Source organism: Solitalea lacus (assembly GCF_022014595.1).
Classification (GTDB): domain Bacteria; phylum Bacteroidota; class Bacteroidia; order Sphingobacteriales; family Sphingobacteriaceae; genus Solitalea; species Solitalea lacus.
In genome coordinates this window covers 3,172,833-3,196,502 of sequence record NZ_CP091740.1, presented here as the reverse complement: position 1 = coordinate 3,196,502, position 23,670 = coordinate 3,172,833, and the positions used below count along the sequence as shown (strand labels likewise).

Annotated in this window: 24 protein-coding genes; 4 read left to right on the top strand and 20 right to left on the bottom strand. The window is 37.9% G+C overall.

Going from position 1 to position 23,670, the window contains the following annotated elements; translation table 11 throughout:
- Nucleotides 1-62: 62 nt before the first annotated feature.
- Nucleotides 63-1,511 carry an aminotransferase-like domain-containing protein gene (locus L2B55_RS13840; protein ID WP_237846719.1) on the top strand — a complete coding sequence of 483 codons (1,449 nt, stop codon included), beginning with the start codon at nt 63-65 and terminating at the stop codon, nt 1,509-1,511.
- A gap of 72 nt (nt 1,512-1,583) precedes the next feature.
- Here the strand turns inward: L2B55_RS13840 and L2B55_RS13835 are convergent, their stop codons facing one another.
- A complete protein-coding gene (locus tag L2B55_RS13835) occupies nt 1,584-2,285 on the bottom strand; it encodes a type 1 glutamine amidotransferase (protein ID WP_237846718.1) in 702 nt (233 codons plus the stop codon).
- Between the two features lie 298 nt (nt 2,286-2,583).
- Between L2B55_RS13835 and L2B55_RS13830 the strand changes: the two genes are divergently transcribed.
- Nucleotides 2,584-3,009 (top strand): OsmC family protein, encoded by a 426-nt coding sequence (locus L2B55_RS13830; RefSeq protein ID WP_237846716.1) that lies wholly within the window; start codon nt 2,584-2,586, stop codon nt 3,007-3,009.
- A gap of 1 nt (nt 3,010) precedes the next feature.
- Complete coding sequence (locus tag L2B55_RS13825) at nt 3,011-3,259, top strand: (4Fe-4S)-binding protein (protein ID WP_237846715.1); 249 nt, start codon at nt 3,011-3,013, stop codon at nt 3,257-3,259.
- Nucleotides 3,260-3,308: 49 nt separating this feature from the next.
- Here the strand turns inward: L2B55_RS13825 and L2B55_RS13820 are convergent, their stop codons facing one another.
- The 17 genes from L2B55_RS13820 to L2B55_RS13750 all read right to left on the bottom strand — a co-directional run bounded on the left by L2B55_RS13820 (nt 3,309) and on the right by L2B55_RS13750 (nt 20,458).
- Nucleotides 3,309-4,427 carry an ABC transporter permease gene (locus tag L2B55_RS13820; protein ID WP_237846714.1) on the bottom strand — a complete coding sequence of 373 codons (1,119 nt, stop codon included), beginning with the start codon at nt 4,425-4,427 and terminating at the stop codon, nt 3,309-3,311.
- The gene (locus tag L2B55_RS13815) at nt 4,424-5,530 is read right to left on the bottom strand and encodes an ABC transporter permease (protein WP_237846713.1); all 1,107 of its coding nucleotides are present in this window, start codon (nt 5,528-5,530) and stop codon (nt 4,424-4,426) included. The genes L2B55_RS13820 and L2B55_RS13815 overlap by 4 nt, the downstream gene beginning before the upstream one ends.
- 28 nt (nt 5,531-5,558) lie before the next feature.
- The gene (locus L2B55_RS13810; protein WP_237846712.1) at nt 5,559-6,296 is read right to left on the bottom strand and encodes an ABC transporter ATP-binding protein; all 738 of its coding nucleotides are present in this window, start codon (nt 6,294-6,296) and stop codon (nt 5,559-5,561) included.
- A gap of 24 nt (nt 6,297-6,320) precedes the next feature.
- Complete coding sequence (locus L2B55_RS13805; RefSeq protein ID WP_237846711.1) at nt 6,321-7,253, bottom strand: ABC transporter ATP-binding protein; 933 nt, start codon at nt 7,251-7,253, stop codon at nt 6,321-6,323.
- 12 nt (nt 7,254-7,265) lie between these two features.
- Nucleotides 7,266-8,201, bottom strand: coding sequence for an HlyD family secretion protein (locus tag L2B55_RS13800; protein WP_237846710.1), 936 nt, complete (start codon nt 8,199-8,201; stop codon nt 7,266-7,268).
- 23 nt (nt 8,202-8,224) lie between these two features.
- Complete coding sequence (locus tag L2B55_RS13795) at nt 8,225-8,860, bottom strand: TetR/AcrR family transcriptional regulator (protein ID WP_237846708.1); 636 nt, start codon at nt 8,858-8,860, stop codon at nt 8,225-8,227.
- A gap of 129 nt (nt 8,861-8,989) precedes the next feature.
- Complete coding sequence (locus L2B55_RS13790) at nt 8,990-9,550, bottom strand: DUF3347 domain-containing protein (protein ID WP_237846707.1); 561 nt, start codon at nt 9,548-9,550, stop codon at nt 8,990-8,992.
- Nucleotides 9,551-9,582: 32 nt separating this feature from the next.
- Complete coding sequence (locus L2B55_RS13785; protein WP_237846706.1) at nt 9,583-10,785, bottom strand: efflux RND transporter periplasmic adaptor subunit; 1,203 nt, start codon at nt 10,783-10,785, stop codon at nt 9,583-9,585.
- A 2-nt stretch (nt 10,786-10,787) separates the two neighbouring features.
- Nucleotides 10,788-12,056 (bottom strand): heavy metal-binding domain-containing protein, encoded by a 1,269-nt coding sequence (locus L2B55_RS13780; protein ID WP_237846705.1) that lies wholly within the window; start codon nt 12,054-12,056, stop codon nt 10,788-10,790.
- Between the two features lie 5 nt (nt 12,057-12,061).
- Nucleotides 12,062-13,315 (bottom strand): TolC family protein, encoded by a 1,254-nt coding sequence (locus L2B55_RS13775; RefSeq protein ID WP_237846704.1) that lies wholly within the window; start codon nt 13,313-13,315, stop codon nt 12,062-12,064.
- Nucleotides 13,302-15,224, bottom strand: a complete 1,923-nt coding sequence (locus tag L2B55_RS18925) for an efflux RND transporter permease subunit (RefSeq protein WP_255696461.1) — start codon at nt 15,222-15,224, stop codon at nt 13,302-13,304. Before L2B55_RS18925 ends, L2B55_RS13775 begins: the two co-directional genes overlap by 14 nt.
- A 19-nt stretch (nt 15,225-15,243) precedes the next feature.
- On the bottom strand, nt 15,244-16,518 hold the full coding sequence (locus L2B55_RS18920; RefSeq protein ID WP_255696460.1) for an efflux RND transporter permease subunit: 1,275 nt from the start codon (nt 16,516-16,518) through the stop codon (nt 15,244-15,246).
- A 34-nt stretch (nt 16,519-16,552) separates the two neighbouring features.
- Nucleotides 16,553-16,687, bottom strand: coding sequence for a hypothetical protein (locus L2B55_RS18915; RefSeq protein WP_255696459.1), 135 nt, complete (start codon nt 16,685-16,687; stop codon nt 16,553-16,555).
- Between the two features lie 215 nt (nt 16,688-16,902).
- Nucleotides 16,903-17,283 carry an HYC_CC_PP family protein gene (locus L2B55_RS13765; protein WP_237846703.1) on the bottom strand — a complete coding sequence of 127 codons (381 nt, stop codon included), beginning with the start codon at nt 17,281-17,283 and terminating at the stop codon, nt 16,903-16,905.
- 87 nt (nt 17,284-17,370) lie between these two features.
- Nucleotides 17,371-17,580 carry a heavy-metal-associated domain-containing protein gene (locus tag L2B55_RS13760; RefSeq protein WP_237846702.1) on the bottom strand — a complete coding sequence of 70 codons (210 nt, stop codon included), beginning with the start codon at nt 17,578-17,580 and terminating at the stop codon, nt 17,371-17,373.
- Between the two features lie 28 nt (nt 17,581-17,608).
- A complete protein-coding gene (locus L2B55_RS13755) occupies nt 17,609-19,855 on the bottom strand; it encodes a heavy metal translocating P-type ATPase (protein ID WP_237846700.1) in 2,247 nt (748 codons plus the stop codon).
- 99 nt (nt 19,856-19,954) lie between these two features.
- Complete coding sequence (locus L2B55_RS13750; RefSeq protein WP_237846699.1) at nt 19,955-20,458, bottom strand: helix-turn-helix domain-containing protein; 504 nt, start codon at nt 20,456-20,458, stop codon at nt 19,955-19,957.
- A 40-nt stretch (nt 20,459-20,498) separates the two neighbouring features.
- On the opposite strand from L2B55_RS13750, the gene L2B55_RS13745 reads away from it, so the two are divergent.
- Nucleotides 20,499-22,034 (top strand): M1 family metallopeptidase, encoded by a 1,536-nt coding sequence (locus tag L2B55_RS13745; RefSeq protein ID WP_237846698.1) that lies wholly within the window; start codon nt 20,499-20,501, stop codon nt 22,032-22,034.
- Between the two features lie 58 nt (nt 22,035-22,092).
- Here the strand turns inward: L2B55_RS13745 and L2B55_RS13740 are convergent, their stop codons facing one another.
- Both L2B55_RS13740 and L2B55_RS13735 read right to left on the bottom strand, forming a co-directional pair.
- Nucleotides 22,093-23,118 carry an EamA family transporter gene (locus tag L2B55_RS13740; RefSeq protein WP_237846697.1) on the bottom strand — a complete coding sequence of 342 codons (1,026 nt, stop codon included), beginning with the start codon at nt 23,116-23,118 and terminating at the stop codon, nt 22,093-22,095.
- A complete protein-coding gene (locus tag L2B55_RS13735; RefSeq protein WP_237846696.1) occupies nt 23,090-23,584 on the bottom strand; it encodes an Lrp/AsnC family transcriptional regulator in 495 nt (164 codons plus the stop codon). The genes L2B55_RS13740 and L2B55_RS13735 overlap by 29 nt, the downstream gene beginning before the upstream one ends.
- Between the last annotated feature and the right edge of the window lie 86 nt (nt 23,585-23,670).

Genomic DNA, 23,670 nt, shown 5'->3' with positions numbered 1-23,670 from the left:
AATAAAAAACCCACATAAAAACAGATTCAGTTTTGTTAAATTTGACCATATCAGTTTTGTTTATGGAACAAGAGATATTTATTGAAAAAGTAAGTTTGTATGAACAAATTGCTTTTAATATACAACGACTTATCGAGCAGGAAGTACTCAAGGCTGGTGATAAGATGCCTTCGGTACGAATGCTTAGCGCTGAACAGAAGGTCAGTATGTCCACAGTTTTTCAAGCTTATTATTTATTAGAGAAAAAGGGGATGATAGAAGCGAGACCTCGCTCAGGTTATTATGTAAAGAAATCACCTAAGCGTAATGCCGAACCTTCTGCTACTTCTACCTGGAAGCTGCCAATAAATGTTAGGGTAGATAGCCTTGTTTCAGACTTTATTAAGCCTTTTGAAAAAGATTCAATTGTTGATTTGTCTATAGCTGGTCCTTCTGTTGATTTATTGCCGGTAGCCAAACTAAACAAATCCATACAAGCAGTTTTAAGGCAAAATAAGGGTAATTCTTTTCAGTATTCATTTCCTCCCGGAGATGAAAACCTGCTGCGGCAAATTGCACGTTTATCCATGCATTGGGGAGGTAGCCTTTCATCCAATGAAATAATTGTGACCAATGGATGTATGGAAGCCATTAACATTTGTTTGCGTGCAGTTGCTAAACAGGGTGACACCATTGCTATTGAATCTCCTACGTATTATGGCGTTTTACAAACAATAGAAAGCTTGGGGATGAAAGTGCTTGAAATTGCGACTTATCCTGATAAAGGAATTGATGTAGATGAACTGGAAAAGGCACTTGATAAAACGGAAGTGGCAGCTTGTTTATTTACACTCAATTTCAACAATCCATTAGGTAGTTGTATGCCCGATGCTGAGAAAAAACGTTTGGTTGATTTGTTGGCGGAACGGGAAATTCCATTAATTGAAGACGATATTTTGGGGGATATTTATTTTGGCAAGAGCCGACCTAAAACTGCTAAAACATTTGATAAAAAGGGCTTGGTGCTGTTATGCTCTTCATTTTCTAAAACCATTGCACCCGGTTTAAGGGTAGGGTGGACAGCTCCTGGACTTTATAAAGAAAAAGTGGAACGCTTAAAATTTATGACGAGCATTTCTGCTCCTACATTGATGCAGCAGGCTGTAGCTCACTTTTTGGAAAATGGCCGCTATGATAATCATTTGAAAACCTTGAGATTGTCCTACCATATTCAAATGCGAAAATACAGGGAAGCTATATTTAGATATTTTCCAGAGGGGACAAAAGTAACGGATCCGCAAGGAGGCCACGTAATGTGGATTGAGTTGCCTTCTGAAATAGATACCACAATCCTGCAAGGCAAAGCTTTAGCTCATGGAATTGCGATTCTCCCGGGTTCAATTTTTTCTGCGCAAAAGCGGCATCAGCACTTTATTCGGATTGGCTACTGTAATCAGTTTACTCCTGAAATTGAAAATGCATTGGGAGTACTAGGTAGACTTGTAGGAGAAATGCAGACTGAATGTAATTGATAGCCGGAATGAAACATTGCTAAATTGCTGACTATTTAAGATTGAAAAGTGTGGTGGTTATCAGTAATTTAGTCAAACCTCCACAGTCTTTACTTCTTCAAGGTATTTTAAAATTAAGCGCATTGCATTGTGATTATGTTCCAAATAGTTGTCAGTATTATTTATTATTTGGGCTGCAGATTGAATAAATGCGTTTGAAATCAGTTCGTCTCCACAGTTTTCAATCATTGCATAAAGTGACTCACTGGTTGTCTCTAAATGGAACTGAAGACCAACAACATTTTTCTTAAAACGAAAAGCCTGATTAATACAAGCACGTGAACTTGCAGCTAATGTTGCTCCTTCCGGCATATCAAAGGTGTCACCATGCCAATGAAAAACAGTGATTCTATTTTGGGGGAAATTGAATTTATGTGTGGCTTCAAACACCTCAACCGGAAACCATCCAATTTCCTTAAACTTATTCGGGTAAACTTTAGCGCCCAGAGATTCAGCAATTAATTGCGCACCGAGGCATATACCTAGAACAATTTTATCGGCTTTAATTGCTTGTAGGATAAATTCTTTTTCAGCTTTTAACCATGGATATTGTTCCTCGTCATAAACCCCCATTGGGCCACCCATTACAATTAGCCAATCAATTTCGTTCAGATCAGGCATTAATTCGTTCTCAAAAAACTTGGTATGTGAAAGCTGAAATCCTTTTTCATTAATCCAGGTTTCAATAAAACCAAGTCCTTCAAATGGTACGTGCTGAAAATAGTGAATCCTCATAGTGATAAAGCATTAATTAGTGATATGTTTTAATTTGCGGCCAGTGTGAATTGATAATTCTAAAATTAACCGTATTTCTAACCCTTCCTGACCAGGAACATCTCTTGACGAAATGTTCATCATAAACCGCGCCAATACTTTTAATAGCTTTCTGTGAATGAATATTTAGTTTTTCAGTTTTGATTTTAAGCAGGTTGCTATCAAAGATAACTTTTCGTACGTTTTTTAGATGGGTTAGCAAAAAGCTAACAAAAAAATAACGAAGAACTCTTAAATTTATAATAGAGGCTTAACAAATATGGAGAAAAATATCGCCAAAGCGTTAAAAACGGTTACGGCTATTATTGGTAACGATAATTATAAAACCATGCTTCAAATTAATAATCATTTATTAGTTGCTGATGAGCCTGAGCAAGTTGGAGGCAAAGACCAGGGTCCTGCCCCTGCAGAATTTTTAATGAGCAGTTTGGCAACATGTACAGCAATTACCCTGAGAATGTATGTGCAGCATAAAAGCTGGGATGTTGGTGAAATAAACGTTCAGGTTTGTTTGGAGCACAATAACGATCATGGTAACTTAACCACTAATATTGTACGGTTTGTTTCGGTAAGCAAGCAAGTGGATTATGACAAGCTTCAGCATTTGATAGCAATTGCCAATTCATGCCCGATTCATAATTTGTTAACACACCCAATCAATATTAATACCTCAATAAAATATTAATATGGAGAAGCAGAATTTAAAAAAAGAATATACCAATGGAGAAGTAACCGTAGTATGGCAAAATGCAAAATGCATTCATTCAGGTATTTGCTTTAAGGGATTGCCTCAGGTATTTGATCCTAGACGCCGTCCATGGATTTCTATTTTAGGAGCTGATACACAGAAGATTATTGATCAGGTTAAGCGATGTCCTTCAGGGGCATTGAGTTATTATATGAATGGAAAAAAGAACAAGGATGGTACTACTTAAAGCAAGAACCTTCTTGAAGCTTAAAAAGATTTTTGCTTTGGATGAATAGCTATGATGTTTTTCTATAGTTCCAAATAGCCCAACTATTAAAAAACAAAGCAAATAGAATCATTATGCCAAAATGATAACTGATATCTCTAATACTACTTCCTTTTAAAACGACCATTCGCATTACGTCGATAAAATAAGCTACAGGATTGAATTTTGTTATCACTTGAGCCCAATGAGGCATAGAGTCAATTGAAGTGTACAAACCTCCTAAAAGGATAAAAACCATCATCAGGAAGAAAGAAATAAGCATGGCTTGTTGTTGTGTACCAGCATAAGTAGATATCAGTAATCCTAAGCCTAAAACGCACAAAAGGTAAACTGCAGCAAAAATGTAGATGGTAAAATAGCTGCCCAAAGGAATGATTCCGTAAACCAACCAGGAGATGCCCAGCCCTAATGTGAGAACAAGCATGCCTAAAAGCCAAAATGGAATCAATTTCCCTAATAAGAAATGATGTTTTTTAATTGGCGTAACGTTGATTTGCTCAATAGTGCCTATTTCTTTTTCACGCACAATATTAATAGCAGTTAAATTAGAGCCAATCATGGTGAGGAGTATAACCAATATACCCGGAACCATGAAGTACTTGTAATTCAACAACGGGTTAAACCAGTTGGAGGATGTTATCTCTATAGTAGGCTGTTCGTTGAGTCGTTTGGGTTGTACCCATTCCAGTCTTATTTCGTTATTGAAATCCCTTATAATACTGTTAAGGTAAGAGCCTCCCAGATTAGCTTTTACTCCGTTAATGGCATTTAAGGCCATGAAAACCTTGGATTCGTTCTCTTTGACTAGATTTTTTTCAAATGACTCCGGTATCTCCAAAAGCAAATCGGCTTGATCATTTTCAACCTGGTTTAGCGCCGATTGATAAGATTTAGAATAATCCATCAATTTAAAATAGCCGGAGGAAGTGATTTTATTGACCAACTTTTGTGAATAAGGAGAATGATCGAAGTCAATAACACTTAGTTTGATATCTTTTATTTCATAATCAGCAGCCCACGGCAATATCATCAACTGAATTACAGGCATGATAAAAATAATGCGGATAATGGACGGATCTCGGAATATCTGCCTAAATTCTTTTTCAAGTAAAAACTTCAGTGTTCTCATGCCAGTCGTACTTTAAATTTTTTGATGGCTAAGGTTATCAAAAAGAACATCATACCCAGAAGAATTAGCGTTTCTTTCCAAATTGCAGTAATCCCTAAGCCCTTAATCATAACCGATTTTACTATGCTGTAGTACCATTTTGCAGGAACTATGTTTGACACTATACGAAGTGGAACCGGCATGTTTTCAACCGGAAACATAAAGCCACTTAGCATTACCGTTGGTAAGAACAATGCTACTAAAGAAATGAACATCGCGGTTTGCTGCGAATCGGCTGCGCTTGAAATTAATAATCCTAATGATAAACAAACCAGTATAAATAGAATGCTTTCAGCAACAAGTAAAACAATGCTTCCGTTAATGGGTACCTCCAATACAAATACACTTAAGCATAAAATGCTGATAATATTTATGATGGACAGCAAGAGATAGGGGATGGCTTTTGCCACAATTACCATAAGTGGCTTCATTGGCGAAACAAGCATAATTTCCATGGTTCCCGTTTCCTTTTCTTTTACAATGGTTATAGCTGTCATCATAGTACAAACCAATAAAAGTACCATTGCCATTACTCCGGGAACAAAATTGTAGGCACCCTTTAGCTGAGGGTTGTAAAGCATGCGCATTTCAGTGGTAATGGTAAACGGGGTATGAATGTTAGGATTTAATTTTTTTTGATAATCGCGGATGATAGAAGATGCATAATTCGTAAGAATATTTGCCAAGTTAGGGTCGGACGCATCAGCTATCAATTGAATTTGAGCATGATTTAAATGATGAAGATCTTCGCTGAACCTATCAGGGAATACAACTGCCATTTTAATTGTGCCTGATTGAAATGCTTTTTCAATATCATGGTATGAATGAAGGTTTTTAGCTACTTCAAAATACTTGCTCGCATTAATTTCGTCAATTAAACTAATGCTGGTTTCATCTTTAGCATTGTCTAATACAGCAATTTTTGAGTTTTTGACTTCATTTGTTAAAGCAAAACCAAAGATGACGATTTGGACAATCGGCATTCCCAATAGGATAAACATTGTCCGTCTATCTCGCCAAATATGGTAAAATTCTTTTTTTACAAAGCTGAAGAACTGTTTCATACCTTTAATGTTAGAAGAATTGCCTGTTTTATTCATTTCGTTTCGCACCTCTGGCCAATTCGTAAAACACTTCGTCCATTGATTGTGCTGAAAAACTTTCCTTTAAACCAATCGGTGTATCTAAAGCTTCGATTCGGCCATCCACCATTATTGAAACGCGGTTGCAGTATTCGGCTTCGTCCATATAATGTGTGGTTACGAAAACGGTTATGCCCTGATCGGCTACTTCATAAATCAAATCCCAAAACTGACGGCGAGTTACTGGATCAACTCCACCTGTTGGTTCGTCAAGAAAGACTATTTTAGGTTGATGAAGCACTGCAACTGAAAATGAGAGCTTTTGTTTCCAGCCCAATGGTAATGATCCCACTAGTTTTTGAGTTTCATTTTGTAAGCCCAACCGATTAATCAACGATTCGCTTTTGTCTTTCAAGTTTTGGTCGGATAAACCATAAATACCACCATAGAAACGAATATTTTCCATTACGGTAAGATCTTCATATAATGAGAACTTCTGACTCATATATCCGATGCTTTGTTTAATTTTTTCAGTTTGCTTGTAAACGTCAAAGCCCGCAACATTGGCCTCTCCCGAAGTTGGTATTGATAGCCCGCAAAGCATACGCATAGCAGTGGTTTTTCCGGCACCATTAGCTCCTAAGAATCCGAAAATTTCTCCTGGTGTTACTTCAAACGAAATCTCATTCACCGCAGTGAAATCTCCGAAACGTTTACTCAACTTATTGGCCTTGATAACGGGTTGCATATTGGGAGTTTATTGGAGTTAAGATTATTCCTTTGTCATAGCGACGGAGCCGGTCATTAGTTTTATAAAACAGTCTTCAATAGTCGGTTTTATAAGTTTTATATCAATTTCCGTATGACCATAATTTCTTAAATAATCAAGAACTGCAGGTTTAGGATCAATTATTCCATCTTTAAATGAAATATGAATATACTCTCCAAAAGCGAAGCAGGCTTCTGTATGGTCATAGTTTCTCAGGTGAGTTAATAAATGAAACATAGAATCAGATTTTATTGCAAACAGGTTTCCTTTATACGCTTTTACAATATTTTGGGGAGTGTCTATTGAAAGAATTTTTCCGGATTGGATCAAGGCAATTCTATCGCACAGATTAGCTTCATCCATATACGGCGTTGAAACCAATATGGTAATGCCTTGCGTTTTTAAACGTTTTAACATTTCCCAAAACTCCTTGCGAGAAACAGCATCAACACCTGTTGTGGGTTCATCTAAGAAAAGCAAAGTAGGTTTATGTATCAAAGCACAGCATAAAGCTAATTTTTGCTTCATCCCGCCGGATAATTTGCCTGCTCTTCGGGTTTTAAATGGTTCAAGCTGAATGTAGATATCCTTAATTAGTTCATAGTTTTCTTCAATGGTCGTTCCAAAAATAGTAGCAAAGAAGTTTAGGTTTTCCTCTACACTCAAATCTTGGTAAAGTGAAAACCGTCCAGGCATATAACCAACTCTATTCCGGATGGATTTGTAGTCTTTGACAATCTCAAAGCCATCCACCGTGGCTGAGCCACTATCGGGTAAAAGCAGAGTGGTAAGCATTCTGAAAATGCTGGTTTTCCCGGCCCCATCCGGCCCAATTAACCCGAAAAGTTCACCTGGGTTAACGGTAAAAGAAACCCCGTCAACGGCTAACACGCTGCCTTTGTTATAAGTTTTGGTTAAACATTGAAGGGTTACCATAGTTTAATTGAATTATTGAAATTTTACCTCTCCGTACATTCCAATCTTTAAGGCTCCATCATTTTTTACATGGATTTTTATTGCATACACCAAGTTGGCGCGCTCTTCTTTGGTTTGGATAGTTTTTGGGGTGAACTCAGCTTTGTCATTTACCCAAATAATTACCCCTTCGTGTTCTTTGTATTTATCCGGACCATCATCAGTTAATACTTTAACTTTCTGGTTTAACTTAACTTTAGAAAGTTGATCCCCAGTAATATAAGCCCTTAAATTAAGGTAGGTTAAGTCTGCAATTTTATAAAGAGCCTTGCCGGGCGAAGCCATTTCGTTTACTTCGGCATATTTTACCAAAACGGTACCTGTTAAGGGGTTTATAATCTTGCTTTTTGCCAATTGATCATTTACTTGCTCAATTTGAATTAAAATGGGATTTACATCTCCCTTTAATCCCTTGGTTTGTGTAGAAAGCATTGAATGTTGTGCGGCGTCTTGCTCACGTATTACTTTCAGTTGTTTTTCCAATACATCAATTTGGGCATTGACGTCATCAAGCTGCTTGGTAGGAACCGCCTCGGCGTTTACCAAATTTTGAATGCGCTGGCGCTCCCGATACTGCGTTTTTAACTGACTTTCGGTTACAGCCAATTGCTGTTTGTAGGCGGCGGTTTGTGTAACTATATCCGGCAATTTGGCATTAACAGCCCTGGCCTGACTTTCTAATTGCCTTTTCTTTAAATAAAGCTGAGTGCTGTCAATATATCCAATGGTTTGACCGGCTTGCAGCTGACTTCCTTCCTCAAGGTTTAATTGTTTGATGGTTCCGCTTGCTTCAGCAGAAATAATGGTTTCAACTGCTTCAAAAGATCCGGACGCATCAAAATCGTTTGAACCCCTGTTGCATGATGTCAGTATTATTAAACTAAATCCAAGTATTGATGAGATTTTCATGTATGTTGATGAATTACTTCCGGTTATTGTTGAGTTTGCGGTTTTAAAATGGCTTCTATCCACAGTGGGATAAGTTTCTTTCTTTCAAGCATAAAAGCATTAAACTCTTGCTGATCAATATCGTTTATGTCTTTTATAATTGGATTCACTATAAAAGGAAAGATAGTTAATCCAAGCATATTAGATAAAAGGTGTAAGTGATGAATGTTGGCAATTTCACCATTCTGTTTAGCTTGGTTAAATTGTTTCAGAAATAATGATTCTTTGATATGTGTTTTTATACCCATTTTCAGGATCAAATTTTCCGGGCCGTTTCTCAATTCACTTAATACAAATAATGGCATATCAGGCTGCCGAATCAGCATGTCGATGTAATAATTAATCAGGCGTTCAATTTTCTCTTTAAATGACGTTTGTTCTTGATTTAGAACAGCAACAGCACCCTGAATAAATTGTTGAAAATGATCGGCCATGATGAGCTCAAATAATGCTGCCTTACTACGGAAGTAATAATTAAGCAGAGCCAGGTTGATGTCCGCTTCTGTAGCAATATCGCGGGTTTTGGTGGCAGCATAACCTTTTTGGGTAAACAGCTTTTGAGCTGCGGCTTTAATTTTTTCTTCCGTTGAATGGTCTGGTTTCTGTATTTGTTTGCCCATTACATTTAAGAGCTGGATGATACAAATGTTCACAGATTTTTTGAATTAATCAAAAGATTTAAACAAATGATTAATTCATAAATAAATGAAAGGCTGTCCAATGGAACAGCCTTTCATTTATAAAAACTTTTATTTCAATGTTTCTTCAATACGGCCGCATTTCATCATCTGCTCACCGTAGTAAGGATTTTGAATTTCCTTGCTGTTTGATAACCAAAAACCTCCTTTGTCATTATTCGCCATAGGACAAAACTCCACGTAAACCTCTCCATTTTTTAAACCTTCCCTTTTAATGACACGCTCAAGCTGCTTGCTCAAATCATTAAGCGATGCTCGGATTCCTTCTAAATCATTAGCTGATGCAGTAACTGATGCTGCTTTTACCAGATCGGCATCTTTTAAGGCATCAGTAGCAGTTTTAAGTGCTGTAGCTGCTGTTTTGGATTCTGCCTCGTTTGAAGCCACTAAATTATTTTTCAGGTGGGTATAGTGTGCATAAACATTGGTTAGTTCGTCACTGTTAAAACTTGGTCCGGCAGGCGAAGTATTTTGCGCGGTTGTATCATGGTCGTGTCCTTCATGATTAGCGTGTTGGTGACCTTCATGACTTTCTTCTTTTTTGGTTTGTTGATTACAAGCGGCCAATACTCCTGCTACAAGAGTCATGGCGATATAGATTTTGATTTTCATATTTATCGTTTACTTATTTCAAGTTGTTAAAATTACATTTTATTCATATCATGGCCTTCCATCGGGTTGATTCCTTTTTTGAAAATATATTCGCTGTGCAGTAGATATGCGCCAGTTATCACTATCACATCTCCGGCTTTCAACCCCGATTTAATCTCTATCCTGTCTCCCGTTTCTAAACCTGTTTCTACCATTTTACTTTTAAAGGTATTATTACCGGTTTTTACCCATACAGTAGCACCTTTACCATCTCTAATTACCGCATCAATAGGCAATGTTAATGATTTTCGTAGCTGGCTTTTTAGTAAAACGTAGGCCGGCATTCCTGGTTTTAACTGGTTTTCGGTATTGGGAATGGAAACTCTAATAAGATTAATTCTCGTATCCGGATTGATTTCAGGATTTATAAATTCTATTCTGCCACGAATTTCTTTGTTATTTAAATCCGGTATTTGCACAATGGCTTCACTGGCCCTAGCAATCTCCGATAATTGATAGGTGTACACCTGAGCTTCTGCCCAAAGGGTTGAAATATCTGCCAGTTTAAATACGGTCCCTCCTTCATTGATATAATCTCCTTCCTTTACCGCAAACTCGGTAATAATGCCGCTAGCTTTGCTGTAGAAAGTTGTGACAGGGGGGGCTTTTTTACTTTTGACTAATTCATTTATCTGTGCTTCGTTCATACCCCATAATTGTAATTTGTGCTTAGCGCTTTGTATGAGCTGATTAAAGTCAATAACGGTATTGTCCAAAATTTTCTTTCGTTCTATTGCCAGGATGTATTCCTGCTGTGCATTGCTAAGTTCTTCACTGTACAGGTCAAAAAGCGGACTCCCTTTCTTTACATAATCACCGAGATTTTTAAAATATAGTCTCTCGATTCTACCCATTACTCTCGAGCTAACCGAAGTTGTATTGACCTGATCAAAGTTGAGCGTTGCGGTAAGCACCAGCTTGTCATCGATGGTACCCTTAAAAAGGGTATCGTATTTAATATTGCCCAACTGAATTTGCTGTTCGCTCAATTTTATCTCATCCGATTTTTCACCTTCACTTTTCTTAACAGGTGTTAAATCCATTTTACAGATAGGGCATTTTCCAGGCTTGTGCTCAATGACCTGTGGGTCCATTGAACAAGTGTAATACATATCCTGTTCTTTTGCTTTTTCATCCTTCTTACTATTACATGATACCAATAATAGTGCAATAATTATTTTTAAAATATGCCTCATAACTACTCATTTACTTTTATAAAACTTTCACTATCCATAAGATATTGGGCATTTATTGCCACCGAATCCTGAGGGGATAAACCGCTAATTACCTGAATGTGGTTGTCATGCGTAATACCCGTAATGATTTTATGTGCGCGAAAACCACCGTTTTCCTTTAAAAAAGCAACTTTGTCTAAGCCGAGTGAAACTACAGCATTTTTGGGAAGCCAGTATGCCTCTTTAGTATTGCCGAAAATGACTGCTTTTACCTGACTGCCAACGGGAATTTGCAGTGATTCGTTGTTGAAATTTACCCTTGCAGTTAATGTTTTGCTGTCTTTTCGATAAAAAGGTTCAATGAAATCAATGGTTGCTCGGAAACTTTTATCAGGAGCGGTTTCAGGAATTACTCGAACGGGATTATCTACTTGAACGAGCCCCTGCTGCTCGGCATAAATGGATAACAGGGCCCATGCCTTTGCAGGATTGAATACAGTAAAAATGTTTTGCCCTTTGGTTACATACATGCCTTCTTTAAGCGGTAATTCACTCGTGATTAATGACACATCTTTCATGCCTTCAGGAGCGGTTGGGTTCATGCCGATACTTCTTGTTGCAGCAGCTTCGTGGATATGACCACTGTAATTGCTATATACACTAATTACAAATGAAGATTTTTGAGTTTGCATAAGCTGTTGCAATTGCTGGCGGCTCATGCCTAACAAGAAGAGTTTTTCTTTGGCTGCATTGATGAGCGAAATGTTGTTTGCATCGTTTTTTAACAGGAAAAGCAGATTTTGCTGAGCAGTAAGCAATTCAGGGCTATAGATGTCGAAAATTTTCTGTCCTTTATACACTTTTTGATAGCGATAGTGAACATACATTTTTTCTATTCGCCCGCTAATTTTTGCTGATATAGTGCCTACTTCATTGGTGTTGTAATCAATTTTGCCAATGGATTCGATTTCAATTTCCCGCTCCCTTTTCTCTATAGTGATTTTAGGGATGGTAGAAACCACAAACTCATTGGTTGGTTTAAGTAATGATTCAAGTTTGACATCGTTTACCGTTTGTCTGCCTGTAGTTTCTTTCTTTATCAATTGCATGCCACAAACAGGGCAGTCACCAGGTTCATTCCGTAAGATTTCGGGGTGCATTGAACAGGTATAGATTGCTTCTTCCTTACTTGCTTGATGTTCAGAATGTTCTCGGGTTGTATTGTTCTTACACGAAGAAATGAAAACAATAAATGCCGCAAAGAGGATTGTATATTGAATTATAGTTTTCATAATTGTTACCTCGTTTCCATAATACGTTCTAGTTGAACCTGCATCTGCAGTAGTTGATTCAGTTGCTCCAGATATTCCAGTTGTGTCATATTCAGTGTTTCCCAGGCATCATAAAGCATGAACAATTCTTCTGTATTTTGTTCATAGCCTAATTGCATGGTTTTATAGTTATTGCGCAATGCAGGAATTATATTGTCCTCATACAACTTGAGCTGCTTTTTCTTCAGTTCGATTTCGTTTCGCATGCCATAGGCCATCCCGCTATATTCATTCAACATCATCAGTTTTTGTGATTGCAGGGCATTCGCTTTCCACTTCAGACTTTCAATATTAGCTTTGTTCATTTTAGCTGACCAGGCCATTGGAATTTTCATCATGCCCATTAGTGTGAATTGCATAGGCGAACCACCAAAACCAAACATATGATCGTAGCGAATACCAAATTGAGGTTTCAAGCTTAGCTTTTCAGTGTTTTGTTTCAGGTAAGTAAGCTGAATATCCCTGTCAATTGCTTTTAAATCACTGCGATTACGATAGAAAAAGCTGCTGTCGAATACTATTGTTGTATAATCTTTCAATTGATAGGTGGTATCAATATCAAAATCATCCATTGCTTTACGGCTCATCAAAGAATTCAGCATAATTCGTTTTTGTCTGATGTCATTCTCATTCATCAGACGCATATTTTTCAGGTTACCTAAAGCGGCCTTCGCTTTATAATAAGCACTGATTTTTTCTAATCCATACTTATAGCGCAGCTCCGCATTCTTGATCATAAAATCGAGCAATGCTTCATTTTGATCAATCACTTTCTGTTTTTTCTTCAGCACTATCCATTCGTAATAATTCTTTCTTGCCTGGGCAAACAACTCGTTTAGTGTAGCATTTTTCTTTTCTTTTTCTACACTCGACATTGTTTCCATATAGGCGGCATCTGCATTTTGTTTACTTTTATTAGGAAACATCTGTTGAGCGCCAATCATGTATTGCCCCATGCCCGATTCGCCCATGTCGTTTTTTTTCCACATTTCCGGGTTGTATGGAGCCATAAAAAAGCCTGTATTCACCTCTGGAGGCATCCAACTTCTCGCCCCCTTCGCTGCCTCATCCATTGAACGAATTTCATAATCGTACATTTTTACAGAGGGATGCGATTGCCGGATACTGTCGAGTATAGATTCCAGCTTTAAAGTCTGGGCCTTGCTGCTACCAACAGCAACAACTGCCAATATTATTGTTATGATTTTATTCTTTAACATCTACCAAATCAATTTTACCTTTTCTTTTGAGTTCAAACTCTTTCATCATTTCAAACACAATGGGAGTTACAAATAGCACGTAGATTACAGAAGATATGGTTCCGCCAATAAGGGGAATGGTAATGGGTCTCATTACGTCGCTACCCACGCCTGTAGACCATAATATTGGAAACAAACCAAACATTGATACCGATACCGTCATCAACTTGGGGCGCAAACGTTTAGCTGCACCCTCAATCACGTATTTCCGTAAAAGGGAAGGGTTAATGGTTGCTCTGGAATTACCGTGGTCAGTAACCATTTTATTCATGGCTTCATTTAGATAAATTGTCATTAACATGGCTGTTTCGATGGCCATTCCAAAGAGTGCAATAAATCCAACGGCTACTGCCACTGATAAATTTACCTCATAAAAATACACCATAAATACGCCACCAATCAATGCAAAGGGAACAGTGATCATGGTAATAATCGATTCTTTAAATGAGTGATAGGTGAAGTAAAGCACCATGAAAATGATAACAAGTACGACTGGCATAATTAGCTTCAATGTTTTGTTGGCTCTTATTTGATTTTCCCATTGTCCACTCCATTCCAGGAAATATCCTTTGGGTAACTTGGTAATCATTTGGTTCAATTTACGTTGAGCTTCTGTGACGGTACTGCCCAAATCGCGTTCACGTACGTTGAATAGAACCGTGCCCCGAAGCATTGCATTTTCGGAGCTGATCATTGGTGGGCCTTCAGAGATTTTTACATCCGCAACAGCTTCAAGGGGAATAGGGCCGAAGTTCATCGTTTGTACCTGAAGGCGCTTCAAGGCTTGGATGTTGTTTCTAAAGTCTTGTCCATACCGCGCATTTACCGAAAACCGTTGACGACCTTCAATGGTAGTGGTGAGCTTCATGCCTCCTAATGCGCTTTCTACTACGGCATTCACATCGTCAACACTTAAACCATAACGACCAATTTCTTCCCGTTTTATTACTATATCAATGTATTTTCCACCGGTAATGGGTTCCACATACAGGTCTTTTATGCCATCTATATCTTCCATTTCCTTCTTTATCCTTTGGGTGAAAGAATTGATCGTGTCGAGGTTTTGGCCATAAACTTTCAAGCCAACATCAGTGCGCACACCGGTGGAAAGCATGTTAATGCGATTGATAATGGGTTGAGTCCAGCCGTTGGTAACCCCCGGAATCTGTAATTTAGAGTTAAGCTCATTGATTATGTCGTTCTTGGTAAGTCCTTCTCGCCACTCAGATTTAGGTTTGAGCAAAATAATTGTCTCAATCATGCTGATAGGGGAGTTGTCGGTAGCAGTATTAGCTCTACCGGCTTTGCCCAGTACGTGTGATACTTCAGGCACCGACTTAATTAATTTATCTTGTAACTGCAAGAGGCGTTTAGCTTCCGAGTTTGAGACGTCAGGCAATGTTACCGGCATAAATAGCAGTGAGCCTTCATCCAAAGGGGGCATGAATTCTGAACCCAATCGCAAGAGCATTACCACGCCAACGGCTAAAGCCACTAGATTAATGCCAATAACAGTTTTTCTCCATTCAAGGCACCATTTCAAAATGGGAGTATATATTTTTTCCAGGCCTTTAGTTATGGGATTTTTATCTTCGGGTTGTAATCTTCCTTTTAACAAAAAGGAAATCAGAACAGGGGTTAGCGTTATGGCTAAAAATGCATCTACTAATAAGATGTAGGTTTTGGTCCAGGCCAAAGGATGAAACAGCTTTCCTTCCATTCCTGTAAGTAAAAAAACAGGAAGGAAAGAAGTTATCACAATAATGGTTGAATAAAACACACCTGGTCCAACCTGTTTAGAGGACTTTATTATGATATCAAGTCTTTCCTCCATTGTTAATGGATCTTTATCTCGTTTAAACAAATTCATGAAAAGTATTTTGAGATTATCAGGCTTTATTTTTTAACTGCGCTTCGGAAATATGCCGGTACGAATTTTCTACCATCACAATACCATCATCTACCACCACACCGATGGCCAAGGCAATTCCTGTGAGTGACATGATATTGGAGGAAATGTCAAATGCTTGCAGCAAAATGAAACCAACGGCAACAGAGATTGGTAATTGTATAAGGATGACAACTGCGCTTCGCCAATTAAATAGGAAAATAATGACCACAATGGAAACTGCTATCATTTCTTCAATCAGCGTACCTTTAACCGATTCAATCGCTTCTTCGATCAGGGTACTTCTGTCATATGAAATTTTAAATTTCACGCCTTCCGGTAATCCCTTTTCCACTTCTTTCATTTTCTCTTTTACGGCAGTAATTACTTTCTCTGCGTTTTCATTATAACGCATTACTACAATACCCCCAACCACTTCTCCTTCACCGTTTTGGTCGAAAATGCCGAGGCGAAGGTCTCCTCCCATTTGAATACTCCCCACATCTTTTACACGCACCGGAATGCCATTGTAATTACCTACAGCAATATTTTCTACATCCTCCTTGCTTTTAATGTAACCTAAACTGCGAATGATGTATGCCATATTGCTCATCTCAAATTTCCTTCCCCCCACATCATTATTATTCGCTTTTACCTTGTTCATCACGTCCATCAAAGAAACATTGTAGAACTGCAATTTTACAGGATCAATAACCAGTTGATACTGCTTTTCAAAACCACCAAAAGAGGCAATTTCAGCCACTCCTGACACAGTTTGCAAAGCGAATTTTATATACCAATCCTGCAAGGCCCGTTGTTCGCCTAAATCCATTTTTGGTGCATCCAAATGATACCAAAGGATATGGCCCACGCCGGTTCCATCTGGCCCGAGTGTTGGAGTAACTCCTTGCGGCAACAAGCGCTGTGCATAGTTCAATCGTTCCAATACTCTGGTTCTTGCCCAGTAGATATCTACATTATCTTCAAAAATCACGTACACAAAACTCATCCCAAACATGGAAGAACCACGGATGTTCTTAATTTTGGGGACACCTTGCAGATTACTAACTAAAGGATATGTTATTTGGTCTTCAATAACCTGAGGACTTCTGCCCATCCATTCAGTAAAAACAATTACCTGGTTTTCACTTAAGTCAGGGATGGCATCTATGGGGTTTTGTTCTAATGAGAAAATGCCCCAGGCAAATAGGCAGCCTGCAATAAGCAGTACCACCAACCTGTTTTGCAAAGCAATTTGAATTAATTTACGAACCATCAGTTTGGGTTTTGAGATTATTTAATCACTTCAACTAATTTGCCGCAGCTGAGCATTCATTGGTTATTTTCGACATGTCATGACCTTTGTGCGATTGGTTTGTACCGTTGTTACAGGCTCCAAGACTGAAAGTTCCAATGTTAAATAGGCTGAATATTAATTTTTTCATTTTTTAGTGCTCTTTTTACCGTATTGAAGGTAAATGCAAAGCATTTACGTACGGATTTTAATTTCATACTTCTAAAAATAAATTGATAAGGTATTAATTATCAATTGTTAAATCAATGGGCGTTCAATTAAGAACTTGGATTTAGCTTGAGATAGCAATAGATATACCGATTACCAGACATGAATGCCTGACATTACATAGAAACTGCTGAAAGATTAAATCCTGAAATTTTGATGTAAGATAAACCGCTCTACGGGAAGTTCAGGCGGAGAAGAGTTGAAATAAACCGATTGCTGATCAACATCAGCTAAAGCAGTTAAAGAGGTAACTACATAACAAAGTGCAAATTGTACACTTAATGCAGGAGCTTTATACTTATGCTGACTTTTAAGGAAATCGTTTTCAACCTTAATCAGCTTTGCTTCGTCTTTGCAGCAACCTTTCATAGGTTTTTCTGAATTGCCGCAGCAGCATTTTTTTGATTGGAAATCAGTAGAAGTTAGCATTTTGCCACAATAATGCGCATAAACCGGTATCCCTGCATACATCAACAAGAAGAAAAAGGTAAAACACAATAGAAGCAAACGTTTAGCCATTGATACAAATGTATAATTTTCTTTTAAGAAAGAATTGTAAAATACTTGTCATGTTTTATCACGACAAGTACTTTTATTTAAGTGATATTAAATTGCTTCAGCTTTATATCCAACTGCTTTTAGGGCACCCTCAACTAATTCTGAATTAAGGTTTTCACCTTCAATAGTAAGCACTTTATCCGGACTGTTTAAGTCAACTTTCCAATGTTTTACTTCTTTTAGTCCGTTCAACTCTGGAGTTACCGTTGAGATACAACCTGTACACTTGATATTTGTTTTAAATTTTAATGTTTCCATGTTATTTATGTTTTAGAGTTATTTGTTTTTAAATTTTCTTGCTGCGCAGGCGCAAACTATTTGTTACTACTGAAACCGAACTCAAAGCCATAGCCGCACCTGCAAACATTGGATCCAGTTGCCAACCAAAGACTGGATAAAACAATCCAGCAGCCAATGGAATACCAATGAGATTGTAAATAAATGCCCAGAAAAGATTTTGACGTATCGTTCTCACGGTAAAGTCAGAAAGATGAAGTGCCTTCACAATTTGTCTTAAGTCTGAAGAAATTAATGTCATTTTAGCTACATCCATGGCAATATCAGCTCCTTTACCCATGGCAATACTTAAATCTGCTTGAGCTAAGGCTGGTGAATCATTAATTCCATCACCCACCATTGCTACAATTTTTCCTTTAGCTTGTAACTGTTTTATGAACAAGGCTTTATCAGCAGGTAGTAGTCCAGAATGAACATGTTTGACTCCTGTTTCCCTTGCAACAGCTTGTGCTGTTTCAGCATTGTCGCCGGTAAGTATGTATACTTCAATGCCTGATTTTTGTAATTCAGTGATAGCCTCCTTAGAGCCCTCTTTTATGCTGTCGGCAATTGCAATTATTGCCACAACCAGGTTATCTATTCCGACGTAAATTACTGTTTTGGCTTGTCGTTGCCATTGATGCGCTAGTTGTTTAATTTCTTCAGAAAATGAAAAGCTGTTTTCCTCCATTAAAGGTTTATTTCCAATCAAAACTTTAGTAGAATTAAAAATGGCTTTCACTCCTCTGCCTGTAATATTGATAAACTCGTCGGGTTCAATAGTATTGGTGCTTGATTCCTTTAAATAATTGACAACTGCCAGAGCTAACGGGTGTTCTGACCGTTGTTCAATACCTAAAACATAAGGTGCATACTGATTTTCTGCATTTTTGTTAAGCCAAACCATATCGGTTACCTGTGGAGTACCACGAGTAATAGTGCCAGTCTTATCGAGAACTATAGTATTGACTTTTCGGGCGACTTCTAAGCTTTCAGCATCTTTAACTAAAATACCGCTTTCGGCTCCTTTGCCTACGCCTACCATTAAAGCGGTGGGAGTGGCTAATCCTAATGCACAAGGGCATGCAATCGCCAATACTGCAACAAATGCGGTTATAGCATGATACCAAGGATCATGAACACCCAAAACCATCCAGGCTGTAAATGAAGCCAGGGCAATTAATATCACAATGGGAACAAAAATGCCGGCAATTTTATCAACCAGTTTTTGTACAGGCGCTTTACTGCCCATAGTTTCCTCAACATGCCTGATTATTTGTCCCAATAAGGTTTCACGTCCTATTTTTTCTGATCTGAACTTAAATGCTCCTTGTTGATTTATTGTTCCGGCAAATACCTTACTGCCTTTGGTTTTTTCAACAGGAACCGACTCTCCGGTTATCATGCTTTCATTTACATATGATGAACCTGAAATTACAGTTCCGTCAACAGCAATTTTTTGTCCGGGTTTAACAATAATGATCTGATTGGGATGGACTTCTTCAATTGTTAATTCACGCTCAATGCCGTTTTCTTCAATAGTTACGGTTTTTGCTTGAAGGCCCATTAGTTTTTTTATAGCCGAAGAAGTTTTTGATTTTGAGCGCTCTTCCAGTAATCTGCCTAATAGAATAAAGGTTACCACTACCGCCGCCGATTCAAAATATATCAGGGTATGCATTCCTGCTTTGTGCAATAGATGCGGAAAAATGGTGTTAATGGAACTAAATAAGAAAGCAATACCACTGCTTAATGCCACTAATGTATCCATGTTGGCAGACCTGTTTTTTGCTTGTTTAATGGCATTTACAAAGAACTGCTTACCAAAAACAAACAATACAATGCCCGTTAATACCATCATAATCCAGTTGCCCGGTTGCCAGTGCATAAAGAACATGCCTATAATAACTACGGGAAGCGTTAAAATGCCAGCCCAAAGTGAGTTTGTTTTTAGCTGTCTGTATTTTACTTCTTGCAGCCCAGCTTGTGCTTCCTTAGCGTTTTCAGTAATAAGCAGATCGTAGCCAATGGACTGAACTGTCTTTTTAAGCTGTTCCGGAGAAGTTTGTTTAGAATCAAACTCAATCGCTACTGAATTGGTGGCCAAGTTTACGCTTGCGCTTACTACTCCGGCTTCATGTGAAAGCATACTTTCTATGCTTACAGCACATGACGCGCAACTCATTCCCTCAACTGGAAATGTTTGTTTTATCAAATTCCCTTTTCTCAAAGGTGCTATGGTTTCTATAGTCTGCATAAGTCGATTTGTTTGTTATACAAATGTACCTTGTATAGAAGCCTGAAACTTTACAGAATTATGGAAGAATGTTATATGATTTTATAAAAGAACCTAAAACTAACCCACATTATCCAGCGTTTTGCGCATCGGATTCTTAAGTTTTTTAAATTCTGAAGGGGTTAAGCCAATAGTTTTTTTGAATTGCGCCGATAGGTGAGCCACACTGCTATAACCTAATAAATTGGCTATTTCGCTTAAGGTGAACTCATCATAAAATAATAATTCTTTCACACGTTCAATTCGTTGTAAAATGAGATACTTCTCAATGGTAATTCCTTCGTAAGAGGAAAACAGGTTACTCAGGTAGCTGTAATCTGTGTTTAAGGTAGAAGAAAGATAATCTGAAATATTGATATTGAGGTTTATTCCATTTTTATCATGCACCAACTCAATAATCAGGTTTTTAATTAACTCAATCAGCTTACTTTGTTTATCTTCCAGCAACTCGAATCCATTATTTTGCAAGGTAGACTTAATTCTGTCTATTTCATGGATTGAGGGAGTGCCATCAAGTTCAACTTCACCCAGTTTAATAGAATGGATCGTTTGTCCTATTTTCATCGATCCTAAGGATGAACATGATGGTGTGGTGATTGAAAAAATGATAATTGGTAATGAACAGATTGCTGATTTTAATGACCCGAAGAAAGTTGTGCGAAGCAATACCAATCTTATAGTTTTTCCAGCAAAGGCAATTCTGTCTAAAGCAGAGCAAACAATTGTTATAAAATGGAATTATCCCATAAATATCGGATCTCAAATCCGTACGGGAGCAGTTGATGAAAGTTCTTTTTTTATTGCTTATTCATTTCCGAGAATTGCGGTTTATGACGATATAAATGGATGGGATACATGGAGTTATAAAGGAACGCAGGAGTTTTATAACGATTTCGGTGATTTTGAAGTGGAGATTAATGTGCCCCAAAATAATGTGGTATGGGCCACTGGAGAACTTCAAAATGCTGCCGAGAATTTGAGTGGTGTTGTTCTGGATAAATTAAAACAAGCAAAATCTACACACAATAACATTCATATCATTGATTCAACTGACTACAGAAAGAATAATGTGTTTGCAGCCAATCCTACAGGTAACTGGAGATTTAAAGCCTTAAACGTAACCGATTTTGCCTTTGCTTTAAGTGATCATTATTTATGGGATGCAAGCAGTGTATTGGTTGATTCCGTTACCGGTCGAAGAAGTATGGTTCATACAGCCTATAATAAAACTCATCGTGATTATTTTGAGGTGCAGGAGATAGCCAATAAATCAGTTGAGCTGATGAGTCATGTGTATCCTAAAGTTCCGTTTCCATACCCGCAAATCACCATAATAGATGGAACCGATCAAATGGAATACCCTATGATGGTAAACGACAACCCTACGCATAGTAGAAAAGATGCAGTTCAATTAACCACCCATGAGATTTTTCATACTTATTTTCCATTTTATATGGGAATAAACGAAACACAATATGCATGGATGGACGAAGGTTGGGCTACTATTGGCGAGTCAGTATTGTCTCCAATAATGGGAGAACCAGAAGATGACGGGATTTACAGTCGTGTTCGTTACGAAAGGATTTCTGGAACCGATGAAGATATGCCGCTTATAGTAAATACCAAGAGCTATGATGGATTTGCTTATGTTACAAATTCCTATGGGAAATCAGCCTTGTGTTATCATATCTTACAGGATATGTTGGGTGATAAACTGTTTTTTAAAGCTTTGCATCAATATATGAATGATTGGAATGGAAAACATCCGATTCCCTATGATTTTTTCTACAGTTTTAACGCAGCTGCAGGTAAAAACTTGAACTGGTTTTGGAAAGCATGGTTTTTTGATTGGGTTTATCCGGATTTAGCGATTAAGAAAGTAGCAGATATAAAAGGTGAATCTGTTATAACCATTGAAAATAAAGGAGGTTTGCCAGTTCCAATTTATCTGACAATTACTCTTGAAAACGGTAAAGAAGTACAAAAATATTATAGCGCCGAAGTTTGGGCAAATAACGACAAAGAGTTTCTGGTAAAAGATAAATTTGGTTCCAAAATTACGAAGGTAGTTTTGGTAGATATTTATACGCCTGATAAATTCAGGCAAAACAATCAGTGGGTAGTGGAACTTGATAAGTAAAGGATCTAAAACATAAGAAAAGGCGCTGAATTCTATTAATCAGCGCCTTCTCTTTTTTTTATACTTGTTTATCAACTAAAACCAATGTCTTTTCTAAGGGCTTAGGTTGTTCATTTAACGAACTTTTGGGAGGAGTTAAAGCCGCGGCTTTTGCCTTTTTGCTATTCCCCTTGTTTACCAGCATTACCCCAATTAAAATAACGCCTAATGAAAGCGCCTGTTGCAATGAAATGGGTTCGTTTAGCATTAACCATCCCAATAAAACAGCTACTGAAGGGTTCACATAGGCATAGGTGCCAACTTGTGCAGGTGAGCGAACTGATAGTAGCCATACATATGACAAGTAGCCTATCAAAGAGCCAAAGGTGATAAGATAACCTAGGGCCAGCCATGATTTTGTAGTGGTTTGTTGCCAGTGGTAGGTTTGATATTCACCACGAATTGCAGCAACCAAGAAGAAGGCAACACATGCAACAAGCATTTGTATACTCACTTTCATTAGGGTAGAGCCTTCCGTTGGCGAGTATTTTGTGAATAATGAACCGCCGACCCAAGCAATAGAACCGCTAAGTAATACTAATAATCCAAGAAATTGTTTGGAGTCTGAAAGCGAGAAATGTGTTGTTTCTTTACCCGCGGTTACCAAAATCACCACTCCTGAGAAACCGATCAATAAGCCCGAAATAATAGCAAGGCTAGAAAAAGAATGTTTCCATTCCCGTTTATCAAGTAGGGCCATCCAAAGTGGTGCACCGGCTACAATAATTGCTGTAATGCTGCTGGCTATGTATTGTTCGGCCCAAATTACAGCACCATTACCCCATAATAAGAGTAATAAACCAGATATACTGCTTTTAATTATAGTGCTTTTGGAAGGTAGCTTTTCTTTATTGTACAAACACCAGCCTAGTAACAAAACACCTGCAATTAAGAAGCGAAGGCCTCCCAATATCATTGGAGGAATACTTTGTATGGCTACCATTATACCTAAATAGGTTGAGCCCCAAATGAGGTAAATGGAAGTAAATGCTAAAATAATAGCAATTTTAGAAGGTTCACGTAGTGTGTTGTTGAGCGTTTTCATTGTTCGAAAGTGGTATTGTTAGTTGTGTAGTTTCCTTTAGTGTTTCAAGTACAATGGTGGTACGAGTTGATAAAATGCCTTGTACTTGCCCCAGTTCCTCACGCATCCATTTTACCAAAGCTTGAGAGTCTTCTGTTCGTATTTTTATCAAATAACAATCATCACCGGCAATGTGATGTACCTCTTGAATACCCGGCAACATACTAAGCTTAGCGTCCTGATGGCAATTATTTGGTGCAGAACTGGTCTTTATGAAAATAAAAGCTAGCAATCGTTGATTTAATGCTATCGGATTAATCTTAGTGGTGTAAGAAACAATGATTCCTCGCTTTTCAAGTTTGCGAACACGTTCAAGCATTGCAGAGGGAGCCATGCCCAACTGTTTTGCTAAGTCAGCGTTTGAAGTGCAGGCATTCTCTTGCTTAATAGATAAGATTTTGAGGTCAATGTCATCCAGGTCAAACATGGTTATTTCGAATATTATTCAGTAAATTTAATTGTTTGTAGAATAATATTCAGTAACAATATTGATGTATAGAATATGTTAGGTTC